General features: G+C 67.0%; 8 protein-coding genes. 3 read left to right on the top strand and 5 right to left on the bottom strand.

Going from position 1 to position 17,062, the window contains the following annotated elements; translation table 11 throughout:
* Positions 1-48: 48 nt before the first annotated feature.
* The 3 genes from AC1RLU_RS13535 (at position 49) to AC1RLU_RS13525 (ending at position 10,275) form a co-directional block, all read left to right on the top strand.
* On the top strand, positions 49-7,479 hold the full coding sequence (locus tag AC1RLU_RS13535) for an SDR family NAD(P)-dependent oxidoreductase (RefSeq protein WP_492796141.1): 7,431 nt from the start codon (positions 49-51) through the stop codon (positions 7,477-7,479).
* Entirely contained in the window at positions 7,476-8,828 is a 1,353-nt protein-coding gene (locus tag AC1RLU_RS13530; protein ID WP_492796140.1) for an aminotransferase class I/II-fold pyridoxal phosphate-dependent enzyme, read from the top strand. Before AC1RLU_RS13535 ends, AC1RLU_RS13530 begins: the two co-directional genes overlap by 4 nt.
* Before the next feature lie 121 nt (positions 8,829-8,949).
* Positions 8,950-10,275 (top strand): glycosyltransferase family 4 protein, encoded by a 1,326-nt coding sequence (locus AC1RLU_RS13525; RefSeq protein ID WP_492796138.1) that lies wholly within the window; start codon positions 8,950-8,952, stop codon positions 10,273-10,275.
* Positions 10,276-10,300: 25 nt separating this feature from the next.
* Here the strand turns inward: AC1RLU_RS13525 and AC1RLU_RS13520 are convergent, their stop codons facing one another.
* The 5 genes from AC1RLU_RS13520 to AC1RLU_RS13500 all read right to left on the bottom strand — a co-directional run bounded on the left by AC1RLU_RS13520 (position 10,301) and on the right by AC1RLU_RS13500 (position 16,753).
* Positions 10,301-11,089 carry a hypothetical protein gene (locus AC1RLU_RS13520; RefSeq protein WP_492796136.1) on the bottom strand — a complete coding sequence of 263 codons (789 nt, stop codon included), beginning with the start codon at positions 11,087-11,089 and terminating at the stop codon, positions 10,301-10,303.
* A 58-nt stretch (positions 11,090-11,147) separates the two neighbouring features.
* Entirely contained in the window at positions 11,148-11,963 is an 816-nt protein-coding gene (locus AC1RLU_RS13515) for an SDR family NAD(P)-dependent oxidoreductase (RefSeq protein ID WP_492796135.1), read from the bottom strand.
* A 36-nt stretch (positions 11,964-11,999) separates the two neighbouring features.
* A complete protein-coding gene (locus AC1RLU_RS13510) occupies positions 12,000-12,848 on the bottom strand; it encodes a lysophospholipid acyltransferase family protein (RefSeq protein ID WP_492796133.1) in 849 nt (282 codons plus the stop codon).
* A gap of 2 nt (positions 12,849-12,850) precedes the next feature.
* Positions 12,851-14,296 carry a cytochrome P450 gene (locus AC1RLU_RS13505; RefSeq protein WP_492796132.1) on the bottom strand — a complete coding sequence of 482 codons (1,446 nt, stop codon included), beginning with the start codon at positions 14,294-14,296 and terminating at the stop codon, positions 12,851-12,853.
* 138 nt (positions 14,297-14,434) lie between these two features.
* Positions 14,435-16,753, bottom strand: coding sequence for a glycosyltransferase family protein (locus tag AC1RLU_RS13500; RefSeq protein ID WP_492796131.1), 2,319 nt, complete (start codon positions 16,751-16,753; stop codon positions 14,435-14,437).
* Between the last annotated feature and the right edge of the window lie 309 nt (positions 16,754-17,062).

Raw genomic sequence — 17,062 nt, 5'->3', positions numbered from 1 at the left:
TAACATATCGGCCATGATTGCGTGAGATCACTGGGATTGTCGAAGTCTATGCCGTTTCACAAGCAATCAATTGACGCAGAGGCAGCCATTATCGGCGCTGGCTGCATTCTACCCGGTGCGAATAGCCTCGAAGCGCTGTGGGAGCTGCTGCTGGAAGGTCGCAACGTTGTTTCCGGGCGGCCTCGCGGGCGCTGGAATGTCGAGCGCTTCCTGCGGCCGGGCGATCCCGCTCCCGGATTCTCCTATAGTTTCGCCGGCGGCTATCTCGACGATGCGTTCGGATTCGACCCGACGCCGTTCAACATCTCCCCGCGCGAAGCCCAGCAGATGGATCCGCAGCAGCGCCTGCTGCTGACGGCTGCCTGGCGCGCTTTCGAGGATGCCGGCCTGCCGCCCTCGACGCTGGCCGGCGGGAATGTCGGCGTCTATGTCGGCGCCTCGCTCGCCGACTACCAGAGTGCCGGCGCCTTCGATCCGGCCGTCATCGGCAGCCACTTCATGACCGGCAACGCCCTGTCGATTCTGGCGAACCGGCTATCCTACGTGTTCGACCTGAAGGGGCCGAGCTTCACGGTCGATGCGGCCTGTTCCTCTTCCTTCATCGCGCTCGCGCAGGCCGTGGCGGCGCTTCGTGCCGGCGAAGTCGATTTTGCCATCGTCGGTGGCGTGAACATGCTGCTCTCGCCCGTGCCTTTCATCGGCTTTTCGCAGGCGCGCATGCTGTCTGCGACGGGGCTGTGCCGGCCGTTCTCCGAGGCCGCCGACGGTTATGTGCGCTCCGAGGGAGCGGTCGTGCTGGTGCTGCAGCGGGAGACCGAGGCGATCGCAGCCGGCCGCCGGGTTCGCAGCGTCGTCGTCGCCGCCGGCACGAATGCAGATGGCCGGACCAACGGCATCTCGCTGCCGTCGCAGGAAACCCAGCAGCATCTGATCGAGACGATCTATCGGAATGCCGGGTTCGATCCCGAGGCCCTGGCCTTTGTGGAAGCGCACGGGACCGGAACGAAGATCGGCGATCCCATCGAGGCGGCTGCCATCGGCGAGGCGCTCGGCCGGCATCGCGCGGCGCCACTGCCGATCGGGTCGATCAAGTCTAATCTCGGTCACCTGGAGGCGGCCTCCGGGCTCGCGAGCTTGCTGAAGGCGAGCCTGTCGCTGGAACAGCGTCTCGTTCCCCGATCGCTGTTTTCCGAAGTGCCCAACACGGCGATTCCTTTCGACGATCTCAATCTGCGGCCTCTCGTCCAGCCCCTCGCCTTGCCGTCCGATGGGCGCGATCTCTTCGCCAGTGTCTGCAATTACGGCTTCGGCGGCACCAATGGCCATGCGATCCTGCGCTCGGCGCGCGGCGAAGAGCAGGGCAGAGCGAATGGCGCGGCTTCCCGTCCGGCCGAGGTGCTGCTGGTCTCGGCAAGCACGGCCGATGCGCTGAAAGCGCGCGCGCTGCAGGTTGCAGAGGCAGTTTCGGGCGATCTGTCTGTCGCGCGCGTTGCAAGTGCGCTCGCCTATCAATGCGAGCTGCTGCCGCATCGGCTCGCCGTTCCCATCCAGGAGAAACCGCCCGCCGCAGCGGATCTGGCGGCAAGCCTGCGGGCCTTCGCGCAAGGTTCCGCTTCCCGCAAGGACAGTACTGCCGCCGTGGTCCATGGCGCCGAGCGGCCTGCGGTCTTCGTATTCAGCGGCAATGGCGCGCAATTCGTGGGAATGGGGCGCGCAGCCTATCGCGCCAATGCCACCTTCCGGCGGGAGATCGACGATATCGACCGCATCTATGCGGAGATTGCCGGCTGGTCGATCGCCGATCGCTTGCGCGACGGGGTTTCGGACGATGAGCTCGAACAGACCTCGATCGCACAGCCTCTGATTTTCGCGGTTCAGTCCGCGCTCGCCGTCGCTCTGACCGAATACGGCATTCGTCCCGTCGGCAGCCTCGGCCATAGCGTCGGGGAAATCGCGGCGGTGGAATGTTCCGGCCTGATCTCCCGGCGCGATGCGCTGCGGATCATGCACAAGCGCAGTCATCATCAGGAAACGGTGCGTGGCAAGGGGCGCATGCTGGTCCTCGCCTGCCCCGCACTGAAAGTGGAGGAATTGCTCGCCGAAGCCGGCATGCAGGATGTCGATATCGCAGCCTATAACAGCGCGACCTCGACGACCGTCTCCGGCCCTGCCGGCCAGCTTGAGGCGCTGGCGCGCCTAGCGCGCAAGAGCCGCATCGCCGGTGTCCCGGTGCATGTCGACTATCCCTTCCATTCGCGGGCGCTCGACGAGATTCAGGAGGCGCTTGTCGCCGATCTCGGCACGATAGCTGTCCAGGCCCCGCGCGTGCCATTCTATTCGACGGTGACGGGGCAGCTGCTGGTCCCCGGTGAACTCGATGCGGATTATTGGTGGCATAATATCCGCCGGCCCGTCCGCTTCGCCGATGCGGTTGCGGCCGTACTGGCTGCTCAGCCGGATGCGGCCTTTGTCGAAATCGCGCCGCGCTCGCTCCTGGTCGGGCCGATCTCGGACATCCTGCGAGCAGGAGAGGCGCAGAATCCGGTGTTGCCGACATTGGCGGCCAATGATCTTGCCGACCGCGACCCGATCCGCGGCGTCGTCGTGCGCCTGGTGGTCAACGGTGTCGCCCATGACCGGGAGGCGGTTTTCGGGTCTGCCCCGACGATGGTCGAATCTCTGCCGCCGTACCCTTTCCAGCCGGAGGAATATCGCTTCGACGAAACGGTCGAGGCGATCAGCGTCCATGGCCGCCTGATCGCGAGCCTGCCGCTGCATCCGCTGCTCGGGCCGCGCGTTTCGGACGGCTCGGCGGAGTGGCGCAATCTGCTCGATCCCGTGCTGCTGCCCTATCTCGACGATCACCGCGTCGATGGTGGCGTGGTAATGCCGGCCGCAGCGCTGATCGAGTTTGCGCTGGCCGCCGGCCGCGAACTGTTTGGAGAGGTGCCGCTCGAGATCGCGGAATTCGACATTACCAAGGCGATGACCTTCGGCGATGACGAGACCCGCGAGGTTTCGACCCGCTATTTCGAGCATACCGGCACCGTTGAGATCTGGAGTCGGCGCCGCTTCGCCACCGGCGACTGGATCCTGCACGCGCGGGGCGCGCTCGCTCCCTTGCAGAATGCGGCAACGCTGTCCTTACCGCCGCTCCCGACGGTCCATGACCCGATCCTGAGCGAGACGACCGAAATCTATGCCGCGGCCGAGCGTGCCGGGCTCGATTACGGCCCGCGCTTCCGGGCGGTGATCTCGACGCTCCGGGACGAGACCGTCGGCGAGAGCCGTCTGCGGGTTCCCGAGGGCGGAACCGGCGCTTACGACGACCGGCATGTGCTGCACCCGGTCTCGCTGGATGCCAGCTTCCACGGGCTCTTCCTGGCCCGCCCCCAGCGCGACGGCGAGCGCAAGGCGCATCTTCCGATCCGCTTCCGGCATATCCGCGTCTGGAAGCCGGGCGTGGGTGTCGCCCATTCGGTGACGAAGCTCGAGACCGAGACCGACCGCTTCAAGACGCTTTCCGTCGCGTTGATGGACGAGGATGGCGGACGCGTCGCCTCGATCGAGGCCGCGGTCCTGCGCTCCGTGCATCTCGTCAAGCCTTTCATGATCGAGCGGACCTTCCGCGAGGACCGTCTCGCAATCGCTCCGGTCACCTTGCCTGCTCCCGCTTTTGATGAAGCTGGCGGCCCGTCCGAGGAGGCGCAGCAGCTGTCGCTGCTACTGAAGGCCTTCGCCATTTCCCTGGCGCGGAGCCTCAGCCGCGATCTGCTCTCATCGGAGCGTGGCGATAGTTTCGAAAGTGTCGTCATCGAGGGCAAGGTCGCAGCCGTTGCCGAGCCGCTGTTCGGCATGGCCAGGGACATTCTCGCGAGGGCCGGCGGTCTGGACAGCACGGAGGATGGCACGCGGCTCTCCGCGACATTCGCCATGCCGTCGCCTCAGGCCCTGCTCGGCACGCTCCAGCAGCGTTTCCCGGCGGCAAACCGTGAATTGCGCCTGGCCGCACAGGCACTGGTCCAAGCCGGCCCCTTTCTGCGGCGGGGCGAGATCGACGCCCGCTCCGCCGGTTTCGCTTATGACCAGTGGGATCTGCGCGGCATCTGCGCGTCGATGCGCGACGTGGCGAAGCAGGTACTCGACGGCTGGACCGAGGCGGCCTCGCGGCCCTTGCGCGTGCTCGTCGCCGGCGGCTGGAATGGCGGGTTGACCGAGGCGCTGGCGGAGGCCGTCCAGGCCGGGCGCATCCAGGTGACCTTCGCGGTGGCGAATGTCGAGAGGGCCGACGAGCAGAGGCATGGGCCGGGAATGGGCAGTGTCTTCGACATGCTCGTGATTGACGGTATCGAGAAATCCGCCCCGAGTCGTTTCGATGCGATGATCGGCTTCGACATGCCGTTGTCTCCGTTCCACGAGACGAATGCGCTGGCGATCCGCGGTGCCCTGGGGCTGCTGGCCGGTGACGCGCCGATCCTGCTCGCCCAGCCCGGCGACGACCTTCACCTTTCATTCCTGCTCGGCGCGGCAACGCCTGCCATCTGGCAGGGGCATGGCAGTTTGCCTCATGGTGGGCTGGCTGGCATGTGCCGCCAGCTTGAGGAGGCCGGCGCCACCGCAGTGGAGCAGAGTCAGGATGGGGCGCTGGCCTTGGTCAGCGCGCGGGGCGCTTCGGTCGAAGCGCCGCATCATGCTCCGAACGCGGTCGCCGTCATAACCGGGCAGGGGGCTGCCGATCCGCGCGGCCACTACGGCCTGATGGCGGCTCCGCTCTTCATGGATGACGGGGGCGGGCAGCTTGCCGCCTGGCTCGAAGCTTTGTCGGAAGGCGCGCGCGCGACGGTCGTCGTGGCGCCTGAAGCCGCGAATTCGACATCGCTCGACCGGTTGTCCGGGCGCATCGACACGCTCATCGTCGTCCTGAAGCTGCTGGCCGCCGCCCAGCGTCCTTGCCGGATGCTGGTGTTGGCCGAGGCTGCCTCGGCCGGCGACGACATCCGTGCGGGAGAGGAGGCCGGTATCCACGCCTTCATGCGGGTGGCGATCAACGAGTTCCCCGAGATCGACCTGCGCTTCGTCGATATCGCCTCGTCTTCGCCGGCGGCGGGGCTCGCCGACATTCTCGAGGCAGAAAACGCCGAGCGGGAATTGCGGATCACCGCTTCCGGGATCGAGGTTAGCCGTGTCCGGCGCGGCATGGAGCGCGATGGGCCACTCGGCTCCGACGAGCGTGCCGTCCTGCATTTTGCCGACGGCGTCGGCCTCGACGGCTTCGAATGGCTGCGGCAAGCACGCCATGAGCCGGGCGAAGGTGAGATCGAGGTCGAGGTCGTTGCCGCCGGTCTGAACTATCGCGACCTCATGGTCGGCCTTGGTCTCCTCGACGACGACCTGCTCGGCGCTGGATTGACGCGCGCGGCGCTCGGCTTCGAATGCGCCGGGCGGGTGAGCCGGGTCGGGCCCGGCGTGACGCGCCTGCAGCCGGGCGATCCCGTGATGGGCTTCGCCGCCGGCGCCTTCGCCTCCCACATCATCTGCCCCGATTGGCATTTTTTCCCGGTCCCCGAAGGCCTCGACCTCGAGGCTGCTGCGACGATCCCCGTCGCCTTCTCCACGGCCTGGTATGCTCTGGTCGAGCGCGGCCATGTCCGCGCCGGCGAGAAGGTGCTGGTGCATGGTGCGGCCGGAGGCGTCGGACTTGCCGCGATCCAGATCGCCAAGCTGCACGGCGCTGAGGTCCTGGGCACGGCAAGCAGCGATGCGCGGCGCGCCATCGCCATGGCTGCCGGAGCCGATGCCGTCTTCGATTCGCGCCGGGAGCGCTTCGCTGACGAGATTCGCAGGCAGATCGGCAATGTCGATGTCGTGCTCAATTCGCTGGCGGGGCCGGCGATGCTGGCGAGCTTCCGCCTGCTCAAGCCCTTCGGGCGCTTCCTCGAGCTCGGCAAGCGCGACTTCCTCGACAATACGCAGCTCGCCCTGCGGCCGTTCCTGCGCAACATCGCCTATAGCGGTGTCGATCTCGACGAATTGCTGGCTGCCGACCCTGCTCTTGTGCGCGAGATGATGGCGAAGCTGTCCGAGGCTTTCGGCAAGCAGGGCTTGCGGCCGCTGACATATCGCAGCTTCGAGGCCTATGAGGTCGGGGCCGCTTTCCGGACCATGCAGGCCTCCGAACATGTCGGCAAGATCGTGATCCGCCCGCCCCGTGCCGCGCGGACCGACCTGGCCTCGCTGAACTATGCCGCCCGCCCCGGTCTCTATGTCGTGGTCGGCGGCACCACCGGCTTCGGCTTCGCGACGGCGCAATGGCTTGCGCGGAAGGGTGCTTCGCAGATCGCTCTTCTGTCCCGCCGCGGCGCCGTCGATGACGACCTCGCTCCCCAGCTTGCCGAGATGCGCGCGAGCGGCGTCGAAGTCGTCGTCGAGGCGCTCGATGTCTGCGACAAGGCCGCCGTCGCGGAAACGATCGGCCGCCTGGCCGGGAAACATGGCCCGCTCAGGGGTGTCGTCCATGCGGCGGTGCATCTCGATGACGGGCTGATCGCCAATCTGTCGCCGGAGCGCCTGCGGGCCGTGCTGCGGACCAAGGTGGACGGCATCATCAACCTGGCTGATGCTACCGAAGAACACGCGCTCGACGTCTTCGTCGCCTATTCCTCGGCGACGACGCTGATCGGCAGCCCGGGACAGGGGGCCTATGTCGCCGCCAATGGTTTCCTCGAAGGTTTCATGCGCGGCCGCCGGAGCCGGGGCAAGCCCGGCCTCGCCATTGGCTGGGGTGCGATCTCCGATGTCGGCCTGATCGCGCGCGACAAGCAGCTTGGACAGCGGCTGCGACGGGCGACGGGCGTGGTCCCGATGCGCGCCTTCGAGGCGCTGGCGCATCTCGGCCGGCTGCTCAGCCTCGGCAACGCTGCCGATCCCGTGCAGTTCTATGCCGGTCTCTCGTCCGGCTCCGGAGCGGATAAGCTCGTCCTGCTCAAGAGCGCGGCCTTCCTCGAACTGGCCCAGCCCGGAGGCGAGGCGCGGACGATGCATGCCGAGGATCTCGGCTCCAGCTTGCGCGGCAAGAGTCGCGAGGAGGCCGTCGGGATCGTCACCGGTGTGCTGCGCCGCGAGGTTGCCGAAATCCTGCGCATGGCGGAGGGCAAGGTCGATCTCTCGCGTCCGCTCGCCGATCTCGGCCTCGACTCGCTGATGGCGCTGGAGCTTCACATGGCGCTGGAGGCCGCCATTGGCGTCCAGATCGCCGTAGTCGGCACCGGCGATCGCAGCCTGCTCGACTTGGCCGGCACGATCGTCGACCAGCTCGATCAAACCGAGGGAGAGGAAGCGGCCGAGTCCGCCTCGTCGGAGAACATGCAGGCGACCATCATCCGGCTTGCCACTGCCCATTCGAAGATGGACATCTCCCCGGAACAGGCGAGTGAGATCGAGGAGATGGTTCGCCGGCCCAGCCGCGGCGCCGCAGAATGAGTGACGAGAACAAGCCCCTGTCCGATGGCGCCCTCGCCGATCTGCTGATGCAGATGAAGCAGGCGCCGCTCACCGCGACGGCTTCGGCTGCGCGGACCGCCCGGCCGCGACCGCGCGTCAGCATGGCCTTCGAGGATCATCCGCTTTACCAGCAGATGAAGTTCCAGAGGGGCTTTGCCGATTTCGCCAAACTGCAGAATCCCTATTACCGCCTGCACGATGCCCAGGCCGGCGCGACCTCGGTGATCGCTGGCAAATCTGTCGTCAATTTCGCCTCCTACGACTATCTCGGCCTGAACGGCCACCGCGAGATCGCCGATGCCGTGGGCGAGGCCGTGGCGGCGTTCGGGACCTCGGTCTCGGCCAGCCGGATCACGGCCGGCGAGCGCCGCGTCCATCGCGATCTCGAACAGGCGCTGGCCCGCAATTACGAGGCGGAGGACTGTATCGCCTTCGTCTCCGGCCATGCCGGCGCGGTCTCCTCGATCGCGACGCTGCTCGGGCCGAAGGATCTCATCCTCCATGACGCCCTGATCCATAACTGCGTCGTGGTCGGCGCCCAGTTGTCCGGCGCGACGCGGCGGTTCTTCCCGCATAACGATCTCGACGCGCTCGAAGCCATGCTGGCGGCGGACCGGCATCGTTTCGAGCGCGTGCTGATCGTCAGCGAAGGCCTGTTCTCGATGGATGGCGACGGCCCCGATCTGGCGCGCCTCGTCGCGATCAAGCAGGATTTCTCCGCCTGGCTGATGATCGACGACGCCCATGGCCTGGGCGTGCTCGGCGCCACTGGGCGCGGCATTTTCGAGCATCAGGGCGTCGCGCCGGATAGCGTCGACCTCTGGCTCGGGACGCTGTCGAAGTCACTCGTCAGTTGCGGCGGCTATGTCGCCGGCTGCGCCGCCGTGGTCGATCTGCTGAAGCATCAGGCGCCCGGCTTCGTCTACAGCGTCGGCATGCCCGCATCGAATGCGGTAGCGGCCACTGTCGCGCTCGATCTGATGGCGCGCGAGCCGGATCGCATCGCGCGGCTCCAGCAGCAATCACAGCGTTTCCGCACGCGGGCGCAGAATGCCGGGCTCGATACCGGCGAAAGCTGGGGTTTCGGCGTCGTGCCGGTCGTCATCGGCGAGACCGTGCCGACCGTCATGTTGGCGCAGAGCCTGCTCGATCAGGGCATCAACGCCTTTCCGATCGTTCCGCCGGGCGTGCCCGAGAAGGCGGCGCGCCTGCGCTTCTTCATCAATGCGAGCCATACCGACAGCCAGATCGACGATGCCGTCGACAGTCTTGTCCGGGAAATCCGCAATCTCGGCGATGCGTCGCTGAAACAGATCCTGCAAGGCTGAGCCGGACATCGATCGGCGCTCGGTCGGTCGGTCCGGATCGGAGCTTGATGAAGCGTGCCTGACCGCATCACTCTGCGGGCGACCGCTTGAAACGAGACCGTCAAAGAAGGGGCCTGAGCCGGTGCCGAAGAATATCCTCCTCGAAGCCCACGCGACCCTGCTCAAGCAGGGCACCGGCATCGCGACCTATGCCCGCAACCTCGCGAGCACGGCGACCGGCCTGGGTTACGATGTGGAACTGCTGATCGGTACCGAGCAGCGCGTCAACCGCCGGGATCCGCTTCTGTCGGAAGTCGTCCTCAACGATGCCGTTGATCCGAAGGCCATCGATCCGCTGAAGCAGGTCGCCCGCGCGATCGATTGGACGACCGGCGTCCCCGGCGGCGTCAAGGCCCAGCGCCTCCCGGCCCCGCGCATCGTTGTCGACCGAGGTTCCGGCGCCTCCACGGAGCGAAGCCATCCGACCTATGGCGCGGTGCGGCTCTGGGAGCGCGCCTCCATGCATTTCAACCGCTTCGGGCATCGCATGCCGGTGCGGTCCGAGGGGCGGCATGACCTGTTCCATGTGACGCGCCCGACGCCGGCCTTCGTCAAGGGCGCGGCGAATATCTACACGATCCACGATATCGTGCCGCTACGTCTGCCCTACGCGACTTTGGACAAGAAGAAATACTTCTACTCCATGATCAAACATCTTGCGGAAAAGGCCGATCACATCGTCACGGTCTCGGAGTTCACGCGCAAGGACGTCCAGGAATTCTTCAAGATACCGGACGATCGCATCACCAATACCTGGCAATCGGTCTCGATGAGCGAGGCGGCCCTGTCCGTTTCGGACGAGGAGGCAGCGCGCGACGTCGACAATCGCTACGGGTTGGCGTTCAAGGAGTATTTCCTGTTCCTGGGCGCCATTGAGCCCAAGAAGAACATCTCGCGATTGGTCGAGGCCTATGCCGCATCGGGGTCGACCCGGCCGCTCATCCTGGTCGGCGGCCTCGGCTGGCTCTACGAGCAGGATGTCGAGATGCTCAAGGATGAGCGCCTGCTGAGCTGGCGGTTCGACGGTTCGCATATCCGGCCGGAACGGCGCGTCCAGCGCTTGCCCTATGTCCCACTGGGCTCGCTGCTGTCCCTGATCCGCGGCGCGCGGGGCGTCCTCTTCCCCTCGCTCTATGAAGGCTTCGGGCTACCGATCCTGGAAGCCATGATGTTGGGGACCCCGGTGATCACCTCCAACACCAGCTCCCTGCCCGAGGTGGCTGGCGACGCGGCCATGCTGGTCAACCCCTACCATATCGAGGAGATCCGCGATGCGATCCGGACCCTGGATGCCGATGCGGATCTGCGCGCGGAGTTGGTCAAACGCGGGCGGAAGCGCGCCGAATTCTTCTCGCCGGCGCGGCATGCCGAGCGGGTGAAGGCGGTCTATGATCGCGTTCTCGGCTGAGGCGATGCGGCTCGGCCAGCGCCCTTCAGAAGCCGAAGCGCCGCCGCAGCATGGTGATGAACTGCGCGACCTCTCCTGAGGCGCGCAGCGTGAGCGACGCCTGTTCCGCGGCGACGCGGCGGGCCTCGTCAGTGTCGAAGGCGTAGACGGCATAAAGCGCGGCATAACGCTCGCGAAACACGGTCTGGTCGGTGGCGCTCATCTCGGAATAACGCAGCGCCTTGCCCTTGCTGAATTGGCCGATGACGCCCTTGTCGCGGAACTTGCCGAGAACGGCCACAGCATCGATGGTCGCGCCGATCTGCTCGGCGATGGCCCGGATCACGGCCGGGCTGTCGTAGCAGATGGCGTTGTAGGTGAAGACCTTGAGCGCGCCGGTATCAGCCCAGTCCTGGAAGCAGCCGAGCTGGATATCGATCGAGTTCAGCGTATCCGCCACATCGACGAATTCCGAAAACGCATTGTTGCGCCAGCGTCGCGAGCGGGTGCCGTGATCGACCATCGACAAGGCGATTTCGCGCGGGTCCCGGATGGAGGCGCTTGCGAGGACTTCGCCCGCGGCCACCATCTGCGCCACGTTTCCGCGCGGCGGGCCATGCGTCTTGAGGACGATGTCCCTGTCGCCGATCTGGGCCTGGATCTGGCTCAGCAGCTCATGATCGATGAAATTGAAATAGTTCTCGACGGAATCCGCCTTCCGGAACGGCTTGCCGAGCCGCACGACCGGCCGCCCGGCTGCCCTGAAGACCTCTTCGGTCATTTGGTAGAGGAAGGTGCTCGCTGATTTCGTGATGCCATAGCTGATATAGATCATGCGAGCGCTCGCGGAGCGCGTGTTCCGATCGCCCGGCGGTGGCGTGCTGTCGATACGCTCATGGTTTTTGGTCGGTCCCTCGGCTTCGCTTGAGGATGCGCCGTTGCTGCCATGCGAGGACCGGTCTGTACAGGCTGTGAAACCGCGCCAGCCAGGCCATCGTCCGCGAGGGCGACAGGAAGAACGCTCCCGTCTCGGCCTGGGTGATCATCCGTTCGGCGACCTCTCCTGCGCTCATCGTGCCTCCCTGTTCGGAGATCAGGCGGGTCACGGCAGGGCGCTTCGGTCTCTCGCCTTCCAGCTGCGGCGTCTCGGTATCGGGCGGTGCGACGAAACTGACGACGATGCCGTCCTCCGCAAGCTCGAGGCGCAGGATCTCCGCAAGGGCCCGCACGGCGAACTTGCCGGGCGCATAGCCGCTATAGCCGGCGATCCCGATGAAGGCCGCGCCGGAAGAGACCAGCGTGATCCGGCCGCCATGGCCGCGCATGACCGGAACGGCGGCCTGGATCAGATGGAGCGTCCCGAAATAATTCGTTTCCATCTGCACCCGATGGGCGGCGAGGTCGAGATCGCGAAACAGGCCGGGCTCGACGATCCCCGCCGAGGTGATCAGCCAGTCGATCCGTCCGTGCCGGGACGCGATTTCGGCGATGGCTGCCTGACAGGCTGCCGCATCGGCGACATCGACAGGCAGGAGATCGACGCATGCTTCGGCACCGAGCGTGGCGGCGGCATCGTGCAGCCGGTCCGGGTCGCGGGCCAGCAGGGCGACGTGGTAGCCGCGCCCGAGAAGTGTGCGCGCGCAGGCCAGGCCGATACCGCTGGAGCCGCCGGAGATGACGGCCACTTTCGGCGGGGAGGGCGCTGGCACGGGGCGTTCTCCGTCGGGGATTGCGGTGCGTCCGGTCTACGCGATCGGGCCGAGCGAGTCGTCCAGATAGTACCACTGGTCGAGATGGCGCAGGATCGCAGGCTCGATCCGGCTGTTGAGGAGGGCGACATCCGCGAGCGGATCGCTCGGACCGGCATCCATGTGGAACGGCCCCTCGAAATGCAGCCGGAAGCGCACGCCCTCCAGCCGCTCGCAATAGACCACCACGAGCTGCGCCCCGGTACGCCGGGCGAGCTTCGCCGCCAGCGCGAGATTGCCTTTGGCGTGCGGCGGCCGCCCGAACAGGGGCGCCATCATCGTGCCGCCCCGCTTCTCGTCGGGGAACAGGGCCAGCACGCCGTTGCCCTTCAGGATGGACAAGGCCCGGAGCGCCCCGTTCCGGTCGGGCGGCAGGACCTTGACGTCGAAGCCGCTGCGCGTCGCGTCGGCGATGTCGCGATGGGCTGCATTCTCCGGCACCTCCGAGATCGAGGCGACCGGAACGCCGATCATCTGCATGGCCGAAGCCAGCACCTCCCAATTGCCGAGATGCAGGCAGAGCGCGATCGTCGGCACCTTGCCGACCTGGGCCCGGGCCGCTTCGGCGCCGAGGAATTCCAGTCGCCCCGACTCCGCAAAACGGTGGACGATGGAGAATTCGGCCATGAGACGCCCGACATTGTCGACGAAGCGCCAGACGAGCCTCTCGATCTCCGTTGCAGGCATGTCCGGGAAATGGCGCCGGATATTGTCGCGGGCCTTCCGGGCGACCTTGGGATCGATGAGCCGGATCTTGAGCCAGGCCAGCCGGGCGCCGATATCGGAAACGAGCGGGATCGGCAGGCGCCGTAGGGCGCGATGCAGCACTCTCTCCAGGGCCTGCATGGCTAATCGTCCCGTCGGATCGCTTGCTGCGGGGCACGCGCAACCACGCGGGCCGGCAGACCACCCTTGGGGCGCAGGGTCAAGCGGCAGACCGGCTCGACCTTGTAGCCCTCGCGCGGCAGAACCTCGAAGCGCTGGGCGAGAATGGCCAGGCACAGCGTCGCTTCATCCAGGCCGAAATTCATGCCGGGGCAAATGCGTGGGCCGACCGCGAACGGGATATAGGCGAAGGGGTCGATCCGTGCGCCGGACAGAAAGCGCTCCGGCAGGAAATGGTTCGGCTTGTCCCAGAGATCGGGGGACCGATGCAGCAGCCAGGGCGCGATCATCACAAGGGCCGACTTCTCGACGTCGATATGGCCGATGCGGTCGGCCTCGCGTGCCTGCCGCGGCAGCAACGGAACCGGCGGATAGAGCCGCAGCGTTTCCTGGATCACGGCCCGGCACCAGCGCAACTGCGGCAGGTCGGCGAGCGTCGGCGGCCTGTCGCCGCAGGCCGCGGCGATCTCGTCATGGATGCTCTGCCTGACCCAGGGAGCGTTGGCCAGCAGGTACCAGGCCCAGCTCAGCGTCGTCGCCGTGGTTTCGTGCCCGGCCATGAAGATCGTCGCGGCCTCGTTGCGCAAAGCCGCGACGTCCAGCGGCTCCCCGCCGCTCTTCTGGTTGCGCCGGATCAGCAGGTCGACCATCGAGCCGGCATCGCCCTCGCCGGCAAGATGGGCGTTGATGACGTTCTCGACGACGCCGTGCACCATCGCGACCGCCCGGCGCCGGCGCTTGCCGCCAAAGGCCGGCCAGCCTTCGTCCGCGCCGAGGAAATAGCCGAGATTGAAGGAATCGGCATGGTGCTGATAGGCGCTGAAGCCGTCGATGACCTGTTGGGCGGCGTCGCGTGCGATGTTGTTGCCGAACACGGCGCGCGAAATGATCGTCGCGGTGAGACGCCCCATTTCCTCGGTGAGCTCGATTTCCGCCCCGGCGGGCAGGCCGGCCCATTCGGCCGCAACGGCGAGCGCGGCATCTTCCATCGTTTGGCCGAATTCGGGCAGGCGGCGCTTATGGACGATGTCGGCGACTAGCGGCCGGCGCTTTTTCCAGGTTTCGCCCTCGCTGATGAAGAGGCCGTCTCCCAGCAGCGTTTCGAGCGCGCGCCGCATCTGCGGGCTCTTCCGCTCGAAATTGTCGTGCCGGGTGACGACGACGTAGCGGATGTGTTCGGGACTGTTCACGAACACGATCTGCCGGCCCAGTATCCGGAAGCTGTCGATGCCGGAGCGATAGTGGCCCTCGGTCCAGCCCGCGATCAGATTGCGGCGAGCCCCGATGATGATCTGAAGCAGATTGGGATCATGCTGCAAGGGCTCGGGATGGGCAGGGATGAACGCGCCGCGGCCACGCTTTTCGATCGTCTGCGGGCTGCGATAAAGCAGGGATACTGCCGACATCATGGTGCAATCGACCGAAACTGACCACGACGGGAAGCCATTACGCTGCGCGATATCCGAGATTTCAGAAGACCTGTCCGAGCGGGCATCGTTACAGCGACCTCGCGGCGGGTTCAACGCCTCCGGGGATGGTGCGTTCCATCAGAGCAGGCTGGCTAAACGGGCTGTGATCGCCTCGAACCCTGCTTCCTGATCCGGCCAATCCAGGGTCAGGACTGCTTCTGGCAGGTCGGGCATGGCGCGCCTTGTCTCGGCGGGAACGAAGAGGGCGTTCTCGTGCCCGACGATGCGGGGCGACAGCATGTCGGCATCGGACAGAATCCAGGCGACGGAGCTTTGACCGGGCCGTACGGCAGGGGGCGGCGCGGCGCCGACATGCAGGCGTATATCGGCGGCGGCCGCAAGCGGCCCGTTCCAATCCGATGGCGGGATCCAGTCGGCGCGCCAGCCGGCGCGGGCGAGCGCAGCCATGAGCGGGCTGAGCGCGACGGGTGGGGCCTGATCCGCCGCCCGGGCACACGGCCCGTCTCCCGTCACCACGATGAACGGCACATCCGCTGGCTCCGACAGAAAACGCATCGCATCCCGGGCGCGGTGCTCGAAGCCATGCTTCTCCATGACCAGGCGGCGAAGCGCGGCCACGCGCGCCTGGCGACCGGGCTCATCCGCCAGCCATCGGCGAATCTGCCCGGTCAGGCCATGGGCATCCTGATAAGTCGGCAACAGGTCGCCGAAGGCCTCATATGCGCCTGCGATGCCGTTGGTGATCGGCAGGGCGCCTGCGGCGATCGCGTCGTAGACCCGGCTGTTCACCGAGCCGCTATTGACCGTGACATGGTTGGCGTCGTCGATCACCAGTTTGGCGCTCGCGTAGATCGCTGGCATTCGCTCATAGGGCGCCGGGCCTTGCGCGGCTGCAGCAAGCTCCGGCACCGCCTCCCAGCCGGCGCCGACGATGCGTACGGTGGCATCGAGTATTTCAGGCACGAGGCTGATTGCGATCTCGCGATGAACGCCCCAGTAGGAGCCGGTGAAGCAGATGTCGCAGGCGAGCGCGGCGTCGGGCTGAGCGGCCCCGAACAGGTGCAGGTTGGTCGCGATCCTGAGGAGCCGGGCCGGCAGTCCGGTATGCTCGCGAAAGCGCGCGCATTCGCGCTCGGAGGACATCCAGACCGCGTCGGCGCGCCGCCAGTTCCCGCTGTCGAGGAAGGCGTCGAAGCAGTTGCGGATCCAGAACACCACGCGGCAGGATGGCGAGAGGTTGCGGAAGCGCCGCGGGTCGCAATCGTCGCGCAGGCAGATGACGGCATCGATGCCGGCCAGGTCCGCGCCGCCATCGGGGCCCCGGGGGATCAGCCGGAACTCCGCATGCGGCAGAATTTGCGACAATGCCGACCCGAATTCACGCCCGACGATCGCATCGCCCTCGAGAGCGTCGGCCTGCGTCGTCGTGACCAGCAGCGCGATGACCGGCGGTCTTGCGGAGGCGGCTCCGGCGGAGAGCGGATATGTCCTCAGGCGGTGAACCAGCCGGCGTGCGGGCGCTTCCGGCAGCGGGATGGGCGTCGTCGGCTGCGGGCCACGCAGCCGGAGGGTAGCGTGTGCTGCCAGGACCGTCTCGGCTTCCGCAAGGGCGGCGATCAGTTCCATCGGGGTCTGTGGCGAATCCGTTTCCGGCTGGCAGGATCGTGCGAGGCCTCCCCAGGCCTGCCAGCGTCGTCGATCGATCAGGCTCGCCAGGGGCCAGTCGGCGCTGGCCACCGGCATGAAGTTGCCTGCCTCTGCGGCCTGCGCGAGCCAGGGCGAGGGCGGCGACGGTCGCAAGGCCCCGCCCGTATGCGACAGGTCGAGCGACCAGCCCCAGCGGTCCGGCGCGCCCGGAATCTCCAGGGAGCGGGGCGGCTGCAGGATGGGGACCGCGAGAACGGCCCGGGAGGCGGCAAGGGCCCGCTCCATCGGGGCGAGAGCCGCGTCGTCCCACATGGTTGCCTCGCCGAGCACGAGCACGAGGTCCTGCTCGATCTGCGCGAGCGCGGCATCGAAGCGCTCGGGGAATCTCGCATCGCCCTCTCTGATCCGATGGACCGGCAGCCCAAGCCCGGCCGTCGCGCGGCCTGTCTCGGCGCACCAGGCAGCATCGTCACCGCATAGCAGCAGCGCCGCTATCGACCGCGGCGCCGATGTCGACACCGTTGCGGCCAAGACAGCCGAAACCGCTTCCCTTGCCGGGGCGAGCAGGATGCCTGCGGACTGGGCCGGAAGGCGGCCGGTTGCGAACGCCGTTGCGCTGCCGCGCGCATGGGCGCTCAGCGAGGCATTCTCCGCCAGGCCGCGGGGCAGGGCGATGCGGAAGCCATGGGCGCCCGTGCCGCCGATCGTCTCGGCCAGGTCGGCCCGCGGCTGGTCAGCGCAGCCGCAACCGATCAGTGTCGCACCGGCGAAAATATCGACGATCACCATGCGATCAAGCTGGCCGGGACGCAGCGCCCAGCCTTCGACATGGCCGTCCTCGAAGCCGAGAATGCGCCCGGCCACCTCGTCCTCGCCCTCGATCGGCGCGGCTGCGCCCGGAGGCGCCTCGCTGGCGTCGCTCCTTGCGAGCGCATGCGTGCTCCACATCGGGTAAAGCTGCAACGCACCGGCATGGGTGGTTGTAAAGGCGATCTCGAATCCCGCTCCCTCGCGCTTCCAGCCTGTGAGAGCAATCGGGACGAGCACGCCGTTCGAGTCCGTCGCCCGCAGAACCGGTGTGATCGTCAGCTGCTGATG

This window comes from Allobosea sp. GW822-FHT05A11 (assembly GCF_058800455.1).
The sequence above is the reverse complement of the archived record's forward strand: the minus strand, read 5'-3'. Positions and strand labels throughout refer to the sequence as shown.